18 protein-coding genes are annotated in these 17,220 nt (G+C 70.0%); 9 read left to right on the top strand and 9 right to left on the bottom strand.

What is annotated here, in order from left to right:
• Nucleotides 1–40: 40 nt before the first annotated feature.
• Together ACTMTB_RS02275 and ACTMTB_RS02270 are read right to left on the bottom strand one after the other, a co-directional pair.
• Nucleotides 41–1,204 (bottom strand): PP2C family protein-serine/threonine phosphatase, encoded by a 1,164-nt coding sequence (locus tag ACTMTB_RS02275; protein ID WP_441142258.1) that lies wholly within the window; start codon nt 1,202–1,204, stop codon nt 41–43.
• A gap of 83 nt (nt 1,205–1,287) precedes the next feature.
• The gene (locus ACTMTB_RS02270; RefSeq protein WP_441142257.1) at nt 1,288–2,094 is read right to left on the bottom strand and encodes an alpha/beta fold hydrolase; all 807 of its coding nucleotides are present in this window, start codon (nt 2,092–2,094) and stop codon (nt 1,288–1,290) included.
• A 379-nt stretch (nt 2,095–2,473) separates the two neighbouring features.
• Between ACTMTB_RS02270 and ACTMTB_RS02265 the strand changes: the two genes are divergently transcribed.
• Complete coding sequence (locus ACTMTB_RS02265; protein WP_441142256.1) at nt 2,474–3,805, top strand: low temperature requirement protein A; 1,332 nt, start codon at nt 2,474–2,476, stop codon at nt 3,803–3,805.
• Between the two features lie 132 nt (nt 3,806–3,937).
• On the opposite strand, the gene ACTMTB_RS02260 is transcribed toward ACTMTB_RS02265, so the two are convergent.
• Together ACTMTB_RS02260 and ACTMTB_RS02255 are read right to left on the bottom strand one after the other, a co-directional pair.
• Entirely contained in the window at nt 3,938–4,084 is a 147-nt protein-coding gene (locus ACTMTB_RS02260) for a hypothetical protein (RefSeq protein ID WP_441142255.1), read from the bottom strand.
• Nucleotides 4,081–4,344: a hypothetical protein gene (locus ACTMTB_RS02255; RefSeq protein WP_441142254.1), complete on the bottom strand. Its 264-nt coding sequence runs from the start codon at nt 4,342–4,344 to the stop codon at nt 4,081–4,083. The genes ACTMTB_RS02260 and ACTMTB_RS02255 overlap by 4 nt, the downstream gene beginning before the upstream one ends.
• Before the next feature lie 207 nt (nt 4,345–4,551).
• On the opposite strand from ACTMTB_RS02255, the gene ACTMTB_RS02250 reads away from it, so the two are divergent.
• Nucleotides 4,552–5,886, top strand: a complete 1,335-nt coding sequence (locus ACTMTB_RS02250; RefSeq protein WP_441142253.1) for a low temperature requirement protein A — start codon at nt 4,552–4,554, stop codon at nt 5,884–5,886.
• A gap of 249 nt (nt 5,887–6,135) precedes the next feature.
• On the opposite strand, the gene ACTMTB_RS02245 is transcribed toward ACTMTB_RS02250, so the two are convergent.
• A complete protein-coding gene (locus ACTMTB_RS02245) occupies nt 6,136–6,522 on the bottom strand; it encodes a hypothetical protein (protein ID WP_441142252.1) in 387 nt (128 codons plus the stop codon).
• A 200-nt stretch (nt 6,523–6,722) separates the two neighbouring features.
• Between ACTMTB_RS02245 and ACTMTB_RS02240 the strand changes: the two genes are divergently transcribed.
• The gene (locus ACTMTB_RS02240) at nt 6,723–7,199 is read left to right on the top strand and encodes a hypothetical protein (protein ID WP_441142251.1); all 477 of its coding nucleotides are present in this window, start codon (nt 6,723–6,725) and stop codon (nt 7,197–7,199) included.
• Between the two features lie 453 nt (nt 7,200–7,652).
• Here the strand turns inward: ACTMTB_RS02240 and ACTMTB_RS02235 are convergent, their stop codons facing one another.
• The 3 genes from ACTMTB_RS02235 to ACTMTB_RS02225 all read right to left on the bottom strand — a co-directional run bounded on the left by ACTMTB_RS02235 (nt 7,653) and on the right by ACTMTB_RS02225 (nt 9,245).
• Nucleotides 7,653–7,907: a Smr/MutS family protein gene (locus ACTMTB_RS02235; protein ID WP_030329768.1), complete on the bottom strand. Its 255-nt coding sequence runs from the start codon at nt 7,905–7,907 to the stop codon at nt 7,653–7,655.
• 110 nt (nt 7,908–8,017) lie between these two features.
• Nucleotides 8,018–8,386, bottom strand: coding sequence for a tetratricopeptide repeat protein (locus tag ACTMTB_RS02230; protein ID WP_280839389.1), 369 nt, complete (start codon nt 8,384–8,386; stop codon nt 8,018–8,020).
• Nucleotides 8,387–8,474: 88 nt separating this feature from the next.
• The gene (locus ACTMTB_RS02225) at nt 8,475–9,245 is read right to left on the bottom strand and encodes an ROK family protein (protein WP_441142250.1); all 771 of its coding nucleotides are present in this window, start codon (nt 9,243–9,245) and stop codon (nt 8,475–8,477) included.
• Between the two features lie 88 nt (nt 9,246–9,333).
• Here ACTMTB_RS02225 and ACTMTB_RS02220 point away from each other — a divergent pair, with 88 nt between their 5' ends.
• From ACTMTB_RS02220 to ACTMTB_RS02210, 3 genes are read left to right on the top strand one after another with little or no spacing between them, the layout of a single operon-like run.
• On the top strand, nt 9,334–10,971 hold the full coding sequence (locus ACTMTB_RS02220; protein ID WP_441142249.1) for an ABC-F family ATP-binding cassette domain-containing protein: 1,638 nt from the start codon (nt 9,334–9,336) through the stop codon (nt 10,969–10,971).
• A 38-nt stretch (nt 10,972–11,009) separates the two neighbouring features.
• Nucleotides 11,010–11,327, top strand: a complete 318-nt coding sequence (locus ACTMTB_RS02215) for a hypothetical protein (RefSeq protein ID WP_441142248.1) — start codon at nt 11,010–11,012, stop codon at nt 11,325–11,327.
• Between the two features lie 58 nt (nt 11,328–11,385).
• Nucleotides 11,386–12,111, top strand: a complete 726-nt coding sequence (locus ACTMTB_RS02210; protein WP_441142247.1) for a methyltransferase domain-containing protein — start codon at nt 11,386–11,388, stop codon at nt 12,109–12,111.
• Between the two features lie 102 nt (nt 12,112–12,213).
• Here ACTMTB_RS02210 and ACTMTB_RS02205 read toward each other — a convergent pair whose 3' ends face one another.
• Complete coding sequence (locus ACTMTB_RS02205; RefSeq protein ID WP_280839394.1) at nt 12,214–13,221, bottom strand: LacI family DNA-binding transcriptional regulator; 1,008 nt, start codon at nt 13,219–13,221, stop codon at nt 12,214–12,216.
• Between the two features lie 141 nt (nt 13,222–13,362).
• Between ACTMTB_RS02205 and arfA the strand changes: the two genes are divergently transcribed.
• From arfA to ACTMTB_RS02190, 3 genes are read left to right on the top strand one after another with little or no spacing between them, the layout of a single operon-like run.
• Nucleotides 13,363–14,874: an arabinosylfuranosidase ArfA gene (gene arfA, locus ACTMTB_RS02200; protein WP_441142246.1), complete on the top strand. Its 1,512-nt coding sequence runs from the start codon at nt 13,363–13,365 to the stop codon at nt 14,872–14,874.
• 40 nt (nt 14,875–14,914) lie between these two features.
• On the top strand, nt 14,915–16,243 hold the full coding sequence (locus ACTMTB_RS02195; RefSeq protein ID WP_441142245.1) for an ABC transporter substrate-binding protein: 1,329 nt from the start codon (nt 14,915–14,917) through the stop codon (nt 16,241–16,243).
• 6 nt (nt 16,244–16,249) lie between these two features.
• Nucleotides 16,250–17,212, top strand: a complete 963-nt coding sequence (locus tag ACTMTB_RS02190; protein WP_441142244.1) for a carbohydrate ABC transporter permease — start codon at nt 16,250–16,252, stop codon at nt 17,210–17,212.
• Nucleotides 17,213–17,220: the final 8 nt, after the last annotated feature.

The raw sequence follows: 17,220 nt of genomic DNA, 5'->3' as shown, positions 1-17,220 counted from the left end.
CTGATGTCACGAACGATTCAGGCAGCGCGCCGAGTCGCCGTCATCGTGGGGCGCTGATGGCCATGACGGCGGTGTCGTCGGTGAGCCCGGCGCCGAAGGTACCGAGCAGATCGGTGACCGCGGCGACGGCGTCGGCGGCGTTGGTGGGGGCGAGATCGGCGGCGAATCGGGCGAGGGCTGCGGTTCCGTAACGGCCGTCGGGGGTCCCGCTGCTGCCGGTACGGGCCTCGGTGAGTCCGTCGCTGTAGAGGAGCAACGTGTCGCCGGGGTTCGCTACGACGGTGGTGTTGGTGTATTGGGAGGTCGGGAAGGCCCCCACGATGCGGCCCTTCGTGCATTGGTAGTTGGCGGAACCGTCAGCCCGTAGCAGCAGTGGTTCGGGGTGTCCACCGCTGGCGATGACCGCGGTGAACCCGCCGACGGCCGGTGTGGGAGTGAGGATGCCGTAGACGACGGTGCAGTAGCGCGCGTCCTCGCGGTATTCCTGCCAGAGCACGGTGTTGAGGTTGTGCAGCGCGGCGGCGGGGTCGGGGGTGTAGACGGTTGCGGCCCGCAACGTGTAGCGGGCCAGAGCGGTGACGGCGGCCGCTTCGACGCCTTTGCCGCTGACGTCGCCGAGAAAGAATCCCCAGCGGCCGTCGGCGAGGGGGAACAGGTCGTAGAAGTCGCCGCCGACCTCGTCGGTGGAGGCCATCCGGTAGTACGCGGCGCTCTCCAGTCCGGGCGGGGTTTGCAGCACGGCGGGGAGCAGACTTCGTTGCAGTTTGCCGACGAGCTGCCGTAGCCGTTGGTCCTCGCGCTCCGCGGCTCTGCGGGCGTCGAGGAGCTCTCGTTCGTAGCTGCGACGTTCGCTGGCATCGAAGACGGCCGTGCGGATGAGTTGGGGTTGGCCTTCGCTGCCGGCCTTGACGACGGAGGTGACGAGGACCGGCATGCGGGAGCCGTCCTTGGTGCGAAGGTCCAGGGCGATGCCGCGGATCTCGCCCTGCATGGCCAGCATGGGTGCGAAGTGGGTTTCGTGATAGATGCGGCCCCCGCCGGTGAGCAGGTCGCTGAAGCGGCGCCGGCCGACGAGTTCCTCGCGGGTGTAGCCGAGCCATGCCAGCAGGGTGCTGTTGATCTTCGCAATGGTGCCGTCCAGGAGGGTGGACAGGTTCCCGCAGGGCGCATTCTCGTACAGGTCTTCGAGGTTGTCCTCGAGCAACGAAGGAAACCCCGCCTCGCTCGGCCGGGCGCTCCCGTCATCGCTCGGACCTTGGCCGGAAGGATCACGCCCGGCAGCGGCGGTCATCGGTAAGCGGCCCTGATGAACGACGTGATCGCTGCGGTCGTGGCCTCCGGCGCGCTCAACTGGGGGCAGTGCCCGGTCGCGTCCAGGGTGACCAGCCGACTTCCGGCGATCTGCGCGTGCACGAACGCGCCGACCTCAGGCGGCGCGATGGCGTCCTGGGCGCATTGCAGGATCAGGGTGGGCACCTTCACGGCGGCGAGGTCGGCACGGTTGTCGGACAGGAACGTGGCGCGGGCGAACACCTGCGCCATCGCGGGGTCCGTTCGGCAGAAACTTGCCGTCAACTCTTCACCCAGCTCCGGCCGCTCCGGATTGCCCATGATCAGGGGGGCCATGCTCGACGACCAGCCGAGGTAGTTGCTGTCGAGCGACTCGAGCAACTCGTCGATGTCATCGTGGGTGAAACCGCCTCGGTAGTCTCCGTCATCGATGTAGCACGGCGACGGGGTGACCAGGACGAGTGCGGAAAAAAGGTCCGGTTCGCGGTTTGCCGCGAGGACTCCGATGCTCGAACTGACCGAGTGTCCGACGAAGATCGGCTGCTGGAGGTCCAGATCCTGGCAGATGCTCAGCACGTCATCGGCGTAGCCGTCCAGGGAGGCGTACCGGTCGGCGTCCCAGGCCGCCGGGTCGGCCTTGCCCGATCCGACGTGATCGAACAGCACCACCTGGGCCCATTGTCCGATTTCGGCAGTAACGTGGCGCCACATGTGCTGGTCGCAGCCGAAGCCGTGCGCGAGCACGACGGTGGGACCGCCCTCGCGACCGGCCAACCTCACGTTGTTGCGGTTCCGCACACGCATTCACCTATCCTCCATCACCCGCACCGTGGGACCAAGTGCCCGCTCACCTGGGCAAACGCATTCGGGACGAGGGGGTCCAAGCGTCGGCGAGACGGCGACCGAGGACGTTCGGCGCCCACCGGAGCCCGGGGACGATCCGGGCCGGAGGCGTAGTCGATCAAAGCGGACAACCGCGCCCCTGACCTGCTGCTACGCCCGGCATGGATGGTCAACGACGTCACTGCTGGCTCCCGTTCGACCGCCTGGAAACAGCATGGTCTTGAACCAGGCGCGCCGCCGGGCTGAGGCTCGGCCGCCGACTGTTCGGCTCACGCGGTATCCGCCTCGGGCTGACGTGAATCACGCCCGGGCAGGGCACGCGCGCTGCAAGACTCGCTCAGTGGGTGGCTACCGGTGGTGGGAGCGGATGGGACCCGCCGTCGCGGTGGCCCCTGGCACCCGCGTGGACCGGTTTGAGGTCTTCTTCGACCTGGTCTTCGTCTTTTCGTTCTTCATCATCACCCGGGCCACCGCGGTGGACATCACCGGCGACAGCCTGCTGCACGGCATGCTGGTCCTCGCCGTGCTGTGGTGGGTCTGGGTGGTGCACACGGTGGTCGCGACCCGGGTCCGGCTCGGCGTGGGCTTCGTCCCGGCGCTGATGGTCGTCGCGATGGCCGCGCTGTTCTGCTTCGCGTTGTCCCTGCCGCAGGCGTTTGGTGACCCGGTGCGGTGGGCAGTCGGACCGGTGGTGCTCGCGGTGAGCTACGTGGTGCTCCGCGGCGTGCACCTGCTGCTGTACTGGCACGTCGCCGGAGAGAGTCCCGGCGAGCGCCGCCTGTTGCTGAAGTACTCCCCCGAGCTGGTGACGAGCACCCTCCTGCTGCTGGGTGCCGCGTTCATCCCGCCGTTGATCGACGACCCGGGGTGGGCCGACCTGGTGCGCGACGGGCTCTGGATCGCCGTCGTCCTGTTGCAGTACGGCGCCGGCCTGGTCGCCAACGCGTGGGGCTGGGTGCTGACCTCCGCCGAGCACTGGACCGAACGGTACGACTTCATCCTCATCATCGCCCTGGGCGAGTCGATCATCTCCGTCGGTATCGGCGGCAACCTGCTCGGTGAGCCGGTCACCTGGCGGGGCGTCACCGCCGCGGTGCTCGGCATCTTCTTCACCGCCGCCCTGTGGTGGACGCACTTCGACATGATCGCTCCGGCCGCCCGGATCGCGCAGCACGCGGCGCAGGGGCGCTTGCGGGTCGCCATGGCGCGGGATGTCTACGCGTACTGCCAGCTCGTCATGATCGGCGGGATCATGCTGTTCGCCCTCGGAGCAGAGGAGATCGTGGGGCAGATCGCGGACGGCTCGATCAACCTCGCCGAGCCGACGCACGGCCCGGGTGTGCCGCTGCTGTTCGGCGGGGTGATCTGCTACCTCTGCGGCGGGATGCTGTTCCAACTGCGCGCCCTCGGCACGCTCTCCTGGACCCGCGTCGGCACCGTGCTCGTACTCGCGGCCGCCATCCCCCTCGCCACACACCTCCCCGCAATGGCGGCGCTCAGCCTGCTGACGGCCATCTGCCTCGCGTTGGTGGCGATCGAGATGGTGGTCATGGCGGACGCCCGCCGAGCCCTGCACAAGGCGGTCTTCGAGGAGAAGACCACCTACGAGAAGCACGAGGCCGACTGGCGGGCCCGCTGGCACGAGGGAGCCCCGGACGAAAAACCCCGGTGAGAGGCCATGTCCCGACGTAGCCGGGTCTCCTACTTCCAGCGGAAATGTGCGAATCGGAGCAGACCAGCGCGTTGACCTGGGACTCACCGCCAGCTCAAGATCGCGGGAACAGATCGGGCACAACTCGGCCCGTCACCGGGCCACCGCCAGCCGAGCGCCAGATAGGGCCGCGTCGACCAGGTTCCGCGTCCGGTCGATCGCCTCCGGCCACTCCCCCGCGTACGTGTTCAAAGTGATGATCGGCGTCGCATGCCCCAGCGCCATCTGAACCGTCTTCACGCTCGCCCCGCCTGGATCAACAGCGTGGCGAAGTGGCGCAGACCGTGATAGCCGAACCCCTCCGGTACCCCGTCGACCGCTTCCACGGCCTTCTTCCATGGGTACGCCCACCCGGTTCGCTGGATCGGGTTGCCCCGGCCGCTCGTGAACAGCAACTTCGCCTTGCGAACCACCGGCTTGCGCGGGTTCGTCTCATCGAGAACCTCCACGTCGACCGGCGGGAAGAGTTCGATGTGCCGGACGAGGGCATCGGCGACCACCTGGCCGCACGCTGGTGGAACGGCACCTGGGGACGGCTCACCCGGCGTGACGCGTGGCTCGCTCTCGAGGTCGGTGGCACGTCGCGGCCAGGGCCCGCGACTCCGAGACGGGCAAGGTGCTGCGGTGGGAGTTCGATACGCGGTGTCGGCCTCGGGGCTGAGGCGAATCGCGCCCGGACAGGGGTTGCACGCTGCGACACTCGGGCGGTGGGTGGAAGGCGGTGGGCGGAGCGGCTGGGGCCGGCCGTCGCGGTGGCTCCCGGCGCCCGCGTTGACCGGTTCGAGATCTTCTTCGACCTGGTCTTCGTCTTCTCGTTCTTCATCATCACCCGGGCCACCGCGATGAACATCACCGCCGACAGCCTGCTGCACGCCATGCTGGTCCTCGCCGTGCTCTGGCGGGTCTGGGTGACGCACACCGTGGTCGCGACCCGGATCCGACTCGGCGTGGGCTTCGTCCCGGCGCTGATGGTCGTCGCGATGGCCGCGCTGTTCTGCTTCGCGTTGTCCCTGCCGCAGGCGTTTGGTGACCCGGTGCGGTGGGCAGTCGGACCGGTGGTGCTCGCGGTGAGCTACGTGGTGCTCCGCGGCGTGCACCTGCTGCTGTACTGGCACGTCGCCGGAGAGAGTCCCGGCGAGCGCCGCCTGTTGCTGAAGTACTCCCCCGAGCTGGTGACGAGCACCCTCCTGCTGCTGGGTGCCGCGCTGATCCCGCCGCAGATCGACGACCGGGGGCGGGCCGACCTGGTGCGCGACGGGCTCTGGATCGCCGTCGTCCTGTTGCAGTACGGCGCCCCCCTGGTCGCTGGCGCGTGGGGCTGGGTGTTGACCTCCGCCGAGCACTGGACCGAACGGTACGACTTCATCCTCATCATCGCCCTCGGCGAGTCGATCATCTCCGTCGGCGTCGGCGGCAACCTCCTCGGTGAGCCGGTCACCTGGCCGGCGGTAGCGGCGGCGGTGCTCGGCATCTTCTTCACCGCCGCCCTCTGGTGGACGCACTTCGACGTCATCGCTCCGGCCGCCCGGATCGCCCAGCACGCGGCGCAGGGCCTCGCCCGGGTCGCCATGGCGCGGGACGCCTACACGTACTGCCAGCTCGTCATGATCGGCGGGATCATCCTGTTCGCCCTCGGTGCCGAGGAGATCGTGCGGCAGGTCGCCGACCGCTCCATCAGCCTGACCGAGCCGACGCACGGCCCCGGCGTGCCGCTGCTGTTCGTCGGGGTGATCGTCTACCTCGTCGGCGGAATGCTGTTCCAACTGCGCACCCTCGGCACGCTCTCCTGGACCCGCGTCGGCACCGTGCTCGTACTCGCGGCCGCCATCCCCCTCGCCACACACCTCCCCGCACTGGCGGCCCTCGCCCTGCTCACGGCCATCTGCATCGGCTTGGTGGCGACCGAGATGGTGGTCATGGCGGACGCCCGCCAAGCCCTGCTCAGCGCCGTCTTCGAGGAGAAGACCACCTACGAGAAGCACGAGGCCGATTGGCGAGCCCGCTGGCACGAAGAAGAAGCCCCCGACGAGAAACCCCACTGAGGAGCCACGTCCCGAGGTGTGCGGGAGAAGCGGTCGGCCGTCTGCCGGCAATGCCGGGCTCCACTTGATCCGTTACACATCGACTTCACTCGAAGGGTGCCAGTTGGCCGGCTCTCTCCGGGCTCGGCTGTCACGGTGCGTAACTGGTGTGCCGCCTATCGCTGGGGCATGCGATCCTCGACGCTGGTCAAGACGCGCGATCAGCGGCAGATGAGTGCATCCGTGAATGCACGGTTGGAAACGCCAAGTTCAGAGCTGTCCTGGCAGACAAGCCTCCGCTTGGCTGATCACGAGTTCCCGAATCAGGAGCAGTTCGGTCTTACCCGAGCTGCGTTCAACGTTGCCCCACCGGTCCAGGCAGGAGATCACGTATGTCCATTGCGCACCATTCAGCGACACTGTTACCTCTTGATCGTCGTGAGGCCGATCGGTGGAGCCTGTTGTTTCAGGAGTCCAACCAGAGGTCTGGCGCCAGCCTTCTCGAAGAATCTGGACTCCGACCTCTACGAGACCGTGCGGGTCACCATTCTCGGCCTCGACGTTAACCACGTTGTCGAGGACGCGGCCGACGATCCGCCATTGCCGAGCGGGCATCCGGACTGCGCAGGTGCTCGGCTCAGCTGACTGATGGGGCATGCGCAGCATGGTGACCGACGGACGTCTGGTGGTCAACAACTCGGCGCCCCGCTGGGCCCCCTCCGCCGCCTCCCGCCCGCTCGGTCTTTGCACTGCGATGACCTGTCCGCGGCATGACAGGGCGCCTGGCACAGTCCGGAACTGATATCACGGCAGGCCCATAAGGGCAGAGCGACCGACTCGGGCTTAGCATGCTCGTCGTGCTCGAACTGTCGGACGACCTGTTGCGGCTGGAGCCCGCTCGGATCGTCTACCTTTCACCGCTGCGGTCAGGCCCAGCTGCCGGTACCTGGGCGATCACCGTACCGCTCGTGCCGTTCTCGGCGGCAGACCGTTTCGATCCTGCGACCTTCCGCCCCGGCACTGATGGACCCGAGATCATCAAGACGGCCATCGTCGGCGAGTTCATTGATCTGCCCGGCAACGACCTGGCCGCACTGACGGGCCGCACCTTCGACTTCCCGATCAACCCGCATGCCGGCTACATCGATGCGAGCATCTGCCTGGGTGGAGGGCATAATCCGGTCGACATCACCCGCATGGAGTTCGGTTCGGCCCGTTCGCTGTACATCGACGTCGTACTGCACGTCGCGTTCGACTTCACCCAGGAAGGCGTCGAGATCGCGAACAGGTCAGCGGTCTTTCACGCTAATTTCCATTTCGAGCAGCTCGACTGACCCCAACCGAGGAACGGCATGCCAGCCGTACTCAATTCGGCAGAAGCGGATGCCTGGCACACCAGCCGTCGTGGACAGTCGGCGTCACGGTCCGTATCCGGCATGCTCAAGGTCCGTGTAACCCATCAACTGAAGTCACCGTGTAACGCATCAAGCGGAGTACGACACGTGCTGAGGAGCACGGGATGGCAACCGATGGCAGCAGCCGATGCGCCGCATCGGCGGCCGGGACGAAGGGGTCAAGCTCCGTCGGCGCAACGGCGGACGGAAGCTTGGCGACCAGTGAGCCTCGGAATGATGATCAGACGCTGGCTAGTTCATCATGATCACAAGGCGCAGATCCGGAACACCGAGCGCGAGTAACGGCGGAAGATGCCGGAAACCGACGGAAGGCGTTTCGGCAGGTCAGGGGCTGCGTTCTGGGGAGGCGTGGAAGGTCGGGAAGCCGAGGCTTTACTTCCAGCGGAAGTGCACGAAGAGCCGGCCGAAGTTCTTCGAGTCCTTCTCGACCCGGTGGTAGAGCTGCTTGACGTCCTTCTGGTCGAGGAACCGCAGCACCCGCTTCTTGAGCTGCCCGGAGCCCTTGCCGGGGATGATCTCGACGAGGGTGGCCTTCTTCGCCACCGCCTCGTCCATGATCCCGCGCAGCGCCCGGTCGATGTCGTGGCCCTTGTTGAAGATCTCGTGCAGGTCCAGCTTCAGCTTCATGCCGCGCCCACCGCCAGGTCAGCTCCCATGCCGCAATCGTAGGCGGGCCGGCGGCCGGCCTGCGGACACGCGTCGGGGCGGCCCGGCAGGGCCGCCCCGAGGATCGTGCGTCAGCGACCGAGCCCGACCCGGGTCTCCACCCGGCGCAGCGCGGTCGCGTAGTCGTCGTTGGTCGAGTGCATCGCCGCGGCGATCCGCAGGTGCCGCAGCGCGTCCGCGTGCCGGTTCAGCCGCTCCAGCGTGCGGCCCAGCACGTGGTGCGCGTAGTGGTCGCTCGGGTCCCGCTCGACCAGCTCGCGCAGCTGCTCCTCGGCCCGGTTGAGCTGGGCCGACTGGAAGTACGCGCGGGCCAGCAGCTGGCGTACCGAGGAGTTGCCGGGCTCGGCCTCCACGATCGGCTCCAGCAGCCGGGCCGCTCCGGTCGGATCACCCGCTTCGAAGAACATGGTCGCCCGCCGGTACTCCGCGAGAAGATCCATCCCGACCCACCTCCTCCTGTCGAGCCGTCTCTCGTCCGACGCTGGCACAACACCGGCCGCGCCGCGAGTGTTCCTGGGCAGGAATCGCTCAGGGGGCCGGGTCGTACCGGCCGTCGACCAGCTCCCACGCCCGGACACCGCCCACGATTCCGGCCGTGTTCGGGACGACCACGACATCCTCGCCCATTCTGGCCAGTTGCTCCGGTCGGATCAGCCGGGAGTTACCCCCGCCCAGGTAGAGCCGGTCCCAGCGGAACACCGGGCGCAGCCCCTCCACCACCTGCCGGATCCGGCGGGACCAGAACGCGTCGCCGAGCCGGCGCCGCTCCGGCTCCCCGACGTACGTGTCGTAGGTGGTGCCCCAGCGCACCGGCGCGTGCGACAGCTCCAGGTGCGGGGCGAGCCGCCCGCCGTCGAACAGCGCGCTGCCCAGCCCGGTGCCGAGGGTCAGCACCAGCTCGCAGCCGGTACCGGCGACCACCCCGGCCCCGTGCACCTCGGCGTCGTTGAGCACCAGCGCCGGCGCCCCGAAGGCGTCGCCGAGCGCGCTGCGGACGTCGTACCCGGACCACTCGGCGACCAGGTCCGGGTCGACCCGGCTGCGCGGCCCGGAACGGGTCACGTAGTGCGGGGTGGCCACCACCACGCCGTGCCGGATCATGCCGGGCATCCCGACGGTCACCCGGTCCGCCGCGGGCAGCCGGGCGCCGAGTTCCACCAGCGTCTTGACGAAGAGTGCCGGCGGCAGGGGGTACGGCGTCGGCACCCGCAGCGGCCGGGCGCGCATCGTGCCGGCGCCATCCAGCACGCTCGCCTTGATCCCGCCACCGCCGCAGTCGATCGCCAGTGTGGTCACCACGGGAGTGAGTCTGCCTCGCGTCCCGGGGCCGCGTACTGCGGGTCGCCCGATCCGGCGGGCGCGGCGGCGACGGTACGCTCGGCTCCTCATGAGCGCCACGCTGATCGTCAAGGACCTCGCCGCCGGGCACGGTGACCGGCTGCTCTTCTCCGACCTGGAGCTGGTGGTCGCCCCCGGCGACGTGGTCGGGCTGGTCGGGGTCAACGGGGCCGGCAAATCCACCCTGCTGCGCACCCTGGCCGGGCTGCTGCCGGTGGAGCTGGGCAGCGTGTCGCTGAACCCGCCGACCGCCACCGTCGGCTACCTGCCGCAGGAGCCCGAGCGCCGGCCGGGCGAGGCCGTCCGCGACTTCCTGGCCCGGCGCACCGGGGTCACCGCGGCGCAGGCCGCGCTGGACGCGGCCACCGAGGCGCTGACCGCGGGCGGGCCCGGCGCGGACGACGCGTACGCGGACGCGCTGGAGCGCTGGCTCGGTCTCGGCGGCGCGGACCTGGAGGAGCGCGCGGAGCAGGTCGCCGCGGAGCTGGGGCTGACCGTCGACCTGGACCACCCGATGACCGCCCTCTCCGGCGGCCAGGCGGCCCGGGCCGGGCTGGCGTCGCTGCTGCTCAGCCGGTACGACGTCTTTCTGCTCGACGAGCCCACCAACGACCTGGACCTGGCCGGTCTGGAACGGCTGGAGCGGTTCGTCACCGGGTTGCGCGCCGGCACGGTGCTGGTCAGCCACGACCGTGAGTTCCTGACCCGGACGGTGACCCGGGTGCTGGAGCTGGACCTCATCCAGCAGCAGGTCCGGCACTTCGGCGGCGGGTACGCGGCGTACCTGGAGGAGCGGGAGGTGGCCCGCCGGCACGCCCGCGCCGACTACGAGGAATACGCCGACACCCGCGCGGCGCTGGAGGCCCGGGCCCGCACCCAGCGCGCCTGGATGGAGAAGGGCGTGAAGAACGCCCGGCGCAAGGCCACCGACAACGACAAGATCGGCCGCAAGTTCCGGGCCGAGGCGACCGAGAAGCAGGCGGCGAAGGCGAAGCAGACCGAGCGGCTGATCGAGCGCCTGGACGCGGTCGAGGAGCCGCGGCGGGAGTGGGAGCTGCGGATGGAGATCGCCGCCGCGCCCCGCGCCGGCGCGGTGGTGGCCTCGCTGCGCGGCGCCGTCGTCCGCCGGGGCGGCTTCACCCTCGGCCCGGTGGACCTCCAGATCGACTGGGCGGACCGGGTGGCGATCACCGGGGCGAACGGCTCCGGCAAGAGCACCCTGCTCGCCGCGCTGCTGGGCCGGCTGCCGCTGGACGCCGGGCACGCCGCGCTCGGCCCGGGCGTGGTGGTCGGCGAGGTCGACCAGGCCCGGGGGCTCTTCCTCGGCGACCAACCCCTGGTGGACGCGTTCGGTGCCGCCGTACCCGAGCTGACCCCGGCGGACGTGCGGACGCTGCTGGCCAAGTTCGGCCTGCGCGCGGAGCACGTGCTGCGGCCGGCGGCGACCCTCTCCCCCGGCGAGCGGACCCGGGCGGCGCTGGCGCTGTTGCAGGGGCGCGGGGTCAACCTGCTGGTGCTCGACGAGCCGACCAACCACCTGGACCTGCCGGCGATCGAGCAGCTGGAGTCGGCGCTGGCCAACTACCCGGGGACGCTGCTGCTGGTGACCCACGACCGGCGGATGCTGGACGCGGTGAGCGTCAACCGGCGGCTGCGGGTGGACGCCGGACGGATCGCCGAGGATTGATCCGTGCCGACCGGCGCGCGGCGGGTGAGAATGACCCCATGCTCAAGTGGGAGTACGCGCTGCTGGTGCGGCGACGTCAGGCGGCCACCAACGACACCGGCTGGGAGGTCGTCTTCGTCTGGTACGGCCCGGACGGCTCGATGGTCGACGTCACGCCGTACGGCGACACCGCGCTGGCCCACCTGAACCGGGCCGGCGACCAGGGCTGGGAGCTGGTGGCGATGAGCGAGGACCCGTCGCTGCCCGGCAACAACGAGCTGCACCGCTACCACCTCAAGCGGCCGAAGGCGAGCGCGGCGCCACGCCAGCGGGTGCGGGGCGGCGGCCGGTCCGCCCGGCGCACCATTTCCGGCTGAACCGGGCGGGCCACGCATACCGGGCGGCAATGCGGGTAACGGCCGGCGGGAGGTGGCCATGGTCGCGCTGGCTCAGACGCCGCCCTCGGCCGAGCGGCTGCGGGCGATCGACGGATTCCTCGCCGAGGCCTGGGCGGACCAGGTCCGCCACGACGAACGGCTGCGAGGGCTCGCCGTGGACGTGCGGTTCGACCGGGGGGTCGCCCACCTGACCGGTGCGGTGGCCGAGCCGGCCGAGCTGCGGATGGTCCGCGACCTGGTGGGCCGGCTGGCCGGGGTCTACGGCGTGTGGTGCCGGGTCGGCGTGGGCGGCCGGGAGCCGGTGGTGGTGGACCTGGGCTGCGGCGGCCAGAAGCAGTACCCGACCAACCTGGGGCTGGACATCTTCCCGGCATCGGGGGTGGACGCCGTGGCAGACCTGTCCGGCTCGCTGCCGCTGGCCGACGACTCGGTCGACGTCTTCTTCGCGGTGCACATCCTGGAGCACCTGATCGACTTCCTGCCGCTGGTGGACGAGTGTCACCGGGTACTGCGTCCGGGCGGCGTGCTGCACGTGATGAGCCCCTGGTGGGGGCACGTCAACGCGGTGGCCGACCCGACCCACGTACGCCTGCTCGACGTGCAGACGATCAAGGGCATCTGCGGGCAACGGCCGCCGGGCACCCCGCGCTGGTACCCCCTGCACGCCGGCTGCGACGGCGCCTCGATCTTCGCCGACCTCACCCCCCTCCCGGCCAGCGAGCCCCCACCCTCCCCCTCCCACCTGGCCCGCTTCTTCGCCTGACCCCCACCCCACGCCCGTTGATCATGAAGTTATTGCCGCGACACGCCGCCGGGGCGGGCAATAACCTCATGATCAACGAAGACCAGCGAGAGGTGGGGTGGGTCAGTGGGAGTCGGTGCTTTCGCGGGGGGTGAGGCGGTAGGGGGCGGTGAGGTCGCGGGGCGGGGTCTCGCGGTCGCCGTCGACGCGGGCGGCCAGCATCTCGACCGCGAGCCGGCCGATGCGCTCCTTGTCGGGGGCGATGGTGGTCAGCGTGGGCACGCTGAACCGGCCGTCCTCGATGTCGTCGAAGCCGGCCACCGCGACGTCCTCGGGCACCCGCAGGCCGGCCTCGTGCAGGGCGCGTAGGGCGCCGAGGGCGAGGGTGTCGTTGAAGCAGAAGACGGCGTCGGGGCGTACCCCGGTGGCGAGCAGGTGGCGGACGGCGGCGGCGCCGTCCGCGCGGTGCCAGGCCGGCGCGGGCGCCACCAGGGCCTCGTCGTAGGCGATGCCGGCGTCGGCGAGCGCGGCGGCGTAGCCGGCCAGGCGCAGCCGGGCGCTGGCGCCCTCGGGGGTGCGCTGCGACCCGACGGCGGCGATCCGGCGGCGGCCGAGGCCGACGAGGTGGGCGGTGATCTCCCGGGCAGCAGCCACGTTGTCGATGCCGACGTGGTCGGCCGGGCCGTGGTCCACCCGCTCGCCGAGCAGCACCATCGGCGTGCCGTCGAGGCCGGCGAGGTCCTCGGCGGTGAGCGCCAGCGGGCTGAGGATCAGACCGTCGATCATGTGGTCGCCGATGCCGGCGGCGGCGACCCGCTCGCGCTCGGCCCCACCGCCGGTCTGGTCGATCAGCACGGTCCACCCGCGTTCGGCGGCGGCGGTGACGACGTGCCGGGCCAGTTCCGCGAAGTACGGGATGTCCAGCTCCGGCACGGCCAGCGCGATCACGCCCGTACGCCCCTTGCGCAGGTTGCGGGCGGAGAGGTTGGGCCGGTAGTTCAGCTCGGCGATCGCCTCCTCGACCCGGGCCCGGGTGTCCGGCCGGACGTGCAGGTAGCCGTTGACCACGTTCGAGACCGTCTTGACCGACACGCCGGCCCGCTCGGCCACGTCCTTGAGCCTGTGTCGCACGATCTCATCCCTCCCCGGGGTCGTCGTCCCCGGACTCTATCGCGCGCCGCCCTCTTTACAACGTTGCTTACAACGTTGTAGAAACCTGTGGTACGGGGTGACGGCAGTCACCCCGGGTACGACAAGGAAAGGTGGCACCCCTTGCGCAACGCCCGGCTGACGATCGATCCGGCCTTCGCGATCGGCCCCGCTGACCGGCGGCTCTTCGGCTCTTTCGTCGAGCACATGGGGCGCTGCGTCTACGGCGGGGTCTACGAGCCCGGCCACCCCACCGCCGACTCGCGCGGCCTGCGCGGCGACGTGCTCTCGCTCACCCGCGAGCTGGGCGTCTCCGTGGTCCGCTACCCCGGCGGCAACTTCGTCTCCGGGTACCGCTGGGAGGACGGCGTCGGCCCGGTCGGCGACCGCCCGCGCCGGCTCGACCTGGCCTGGAAGACCATCGAGACCAACGCCTTCGGGCTGGACGAGTTCATGACCTGGGTCGCCGAGGCCGACGTCGAGCCGATGATGGCCGTCAACCTGGGCACCCGGGGCGTGCAGGAGGCCTGCGACCTGCTGGAGTACGCCAACCACCCGGGCGGTACCCAGCTGTCGGACCTGCGCCGCAAGCACGGCGCCGAGGAGCCGTACGGGGTGCGGCTCTGGTGCCTCGGCAACGAGCTGGACGGCCCGTGGCAGGTCGGCCACAAGACCGCCGACGAGTACGGCCGGCTCGCCGCCGAGACCGCCCGGGCGATGAAGATGATCGACCCCTCGATCAGCCTGGTCGCCTGCGGCAGCTCCAACCGGCGGATGCCCACCTACGCCTCCTGGGAGGCGACGGTGCTGGAGCACACCTACGAACACGTCGACTACATCTCCGCGCACACCTACTACGACCCGTCCGACGGCGACCAGGCCAGCATCCTGGCCTCGGCGGTGGACATGGACAACTTCATCCGCGAGGTGGTCGCCACCGCCGACCACGTGGCCGCCAAGCAGCGGCACCGGCGCAAGCTCAAGGTCTCCTTCGACGAGTGGAACGTCTGGTACGAGTCCCGGCTCAAGGCCGACCTGGACCGGCGCGGCTGGGTCGAGGCGCCCGCACTGATCGAGGACGACTTCACCGCGGTCGACGCGGTGGTCGTCGGTGACCTGCTGATCACCCTGCTCCGGCACGCCGACCGGGTCGGCGTCGCCTGCCAGGCGCAGCTGGCCAACGTGATCGCCCCGATCCGCACCCGCACCGGCGGGCCGGCCTGGCGGCAGAGCATCTTCCACCCGTTCGCCCTCACCGCCCGGTACGCCCGGGGCACGGTGCTGCGCACCGAGCCGGTCACGCCGGACTACGAGACGAAGCGGTTCGGCGCGGTGCCGGTGCTGGACACCGTGGCGGTGCACGACGAGGAGTCCGGCGAGCTGACCGTCTTCGCCGTCAACCGGGGCTCCGACGATCTCCCGCTCGACCTCGACCTGCGCGGCCTGCCCGGCCTGCGCGGAGTCGAGCACCTGAGTCTCGCCGCCGGGGACGACCCGGAGGCGATCAACACCGAGGCCGAGCCCGACCGGGTGACGCCTCGCGCACTGCCCACCCCCACCCCCGACGGCGGTCGCTGCACCGTACGCCTGCCGGCGGTTTCCTGGAACGTGCTGCGTTTCGCGTCGCGGCCCTGACCAGGGAATACTTCACCCCGTCCCCCAAGGAGAAACCCGCATGATGCAGAACGAAATGAGCCGGCGGCGGCTGCTCGGTCTCGGCGTGGGTCTCGGCGCGGCCGCGTCGCTGACCCTCGCCGGTTGCGGCGGCGGCAGCGCCAGCAAGTCGACCGCGACCGGCAACGGTGGCAAGGAGTACACCGGCCCCAAGGTCTCGCTGAACCTGTGGAACGGCTTCACCGGCGGTGACGGCGACATCTTCAAGAAGCTGGTCGAGCAGTTCAACGCCGAGCACCAGAACATCGCGATCGCGGTGAACACCTACCGGTGGGACGACTACTACAGCAAGCTCCCCGGTGCGGTCTCCAGCGGCTCGGGCCCGGACATCGCGGTCATGCACATGGACCAGCTGGCCACCTTCGCCGCCCGCGGCGTGATCACCGAGCTGGACGACGTGGCCAAGGCGCTGGAGCTCAGCGAGGGTGACTTCGCGCCGACCGTCTGGAAGGGCGGCCTCTACAACAACAAGCGGTACGGCATCCCGCTGGACATGCACCCGCTCGGCTTCTACTACAACAAGGCCGTGATGCAGAAGGCCGGCCTGGACCCGAACAAGCCGCCGACCACCCGTGACGAGTTCACCGCCGCGCTGACCGAGCTGAAGAAGTCCGGCGTGCAGGGCTTCTGGATCAGCCCGTTCCAGTTCACCGGCGGCATGACGTTCTACTCGCTGCTGCACCAGTGGGGCGGCACCCTCTTCGACGCCGAGGTCACCAAGGCCACCTTCAACTCCGACCCGGCGATCGAGGCGTGCACCTGGCTGGTGGACCTGATCAAGCAGGGGCACTCGCCGTCGAACGTCGGCCAGGACGGCGACTACCTCGCCCTCAAGAGCGGCAAGAACGCCTTCAACTTCAACGGCATCTGGCAGATCAACGACATCGCCAAGGACCCGAGCGCGCAGATCGGCGTCGCCGAGCTGCCGCAGATCGGCAGCCAGAAGGCCGCCTGGGCGAACTCGCACAACTTCACCATCGTCAAGCAGCGCAGCGCCGACAACAACAAGATCTCCGGCGCGAAGGTGTTCATCAACTGGCTCAGCGAGCACTCGCTGGACTGGGCGAAGGGCGGTCAGGTCCCGGCCCGCAAGGAGGTCCGGGAGGGTGCCGAGTTCAAGGCCATCCCGAACGTCGCCACCCTCGCCCCGGAGCTGGACTACGCGGCCTTCCCGCCGGCGGTTCCCGGGCTGGGCGAGGTGGTCACCACCTTCTACACCTCCTTCAACGAGGCCGTGCTGGGCAAGAAGTCGCCCAAGCAGGCCCTCGACGACGGCGCGGCCAAGGCGACCAAGCAGCTGGAGGACAACCGCAAGAAGTACGGGAGCTGATTTCCCGTGGCGGACGTGATCGAGGTCGGGGCGGCGCGCAAGGACGCGCCGCCCCCGGCGGGCGGGAAGAACCGCCGGGGCGCGACGGAGCGGGGCAGCCGCGCGACCCCGTACCTCTTCCTCGCGCCGTACCTGCTGCTCTTCCTGGCGTTCGGGCTGCTGCCGATCCTCTTCGGCGTCTGGCTGAGCGTCCACCAGTGGGACCTCCAACTGCCCAACCGGCCCTTCGTCGGGCTGGCCAACTACCGTGACCTCTTCGACAGCGAGTCGGCCATCTACGGCGACTGGTGGTCCAGCGTTCGGGCCACCGCGATCTTCACGGTCTTCTCGGTACCGCTGCTGGTGGTCGTACCGCTGGGGCTGGCGCTGCTGCTCAACCGGTCGTTCCCGGGGCGGACGTTCTTCCGGGCGCTCTACTTCGCGCCGTACGTGCTCGGGGTGGCGGTGATCGGCCTGCTCTGGCGCTTCCTGCTCGACGCCAACCTGGGCCTGGTCAACCGGCTGCTCGGCGCGGTCGGCCTGCCGTCGGACACCCCGTGGGTGACCGACGTGCCGTGGGCCTGGGTGTCGCTGGTCGGGGTCACCGTCTGGTGGACCTCCGGGTTCAACGCGGTGATCTACCTGGCCGGCCTGCAGGACATCTCGCCGGAGCTCTACGAGGCGGCGAGGATGGACGGGGCGAACGCCTGGGACCGGTTCCGCAACGTCACCCTGCCCGGGCTGCGCCCGGTCATGCTCTTCGTGCTGACCACCACGATCCTCGCCTCGGCGAACGTCTTCGGGCAGTCGTTCCTGATCACCCAGGGCGCCCCGGGCCAGCAGACCCGCACCGTGGTCTGGCGGATCGTGGACGAGGGGCTGCGGGACAACGACGCCGGCCGGGCCGCCGCGATGAGCATCGTCTTCGCGCTGGCGCTCACGGTGATCAGCATCGTCAACTTCCGGTTCTTCCGGTACCGGGAAGACTGAGGGGCCGA

It is taken from the genome of Micromonospora sp. L32, from assembly GCF_052068055.1.
Taxonomy (GTDB): Bacteria; Actinomycetota; Actinomycetes; order Mycobacteriales; family Micromonosporaceae; genus Micromonospora; species Micromonospora purpureochromogenes.
This window is presented reverse-complemented; position numbering and strand designations above follow the sequence as displayed.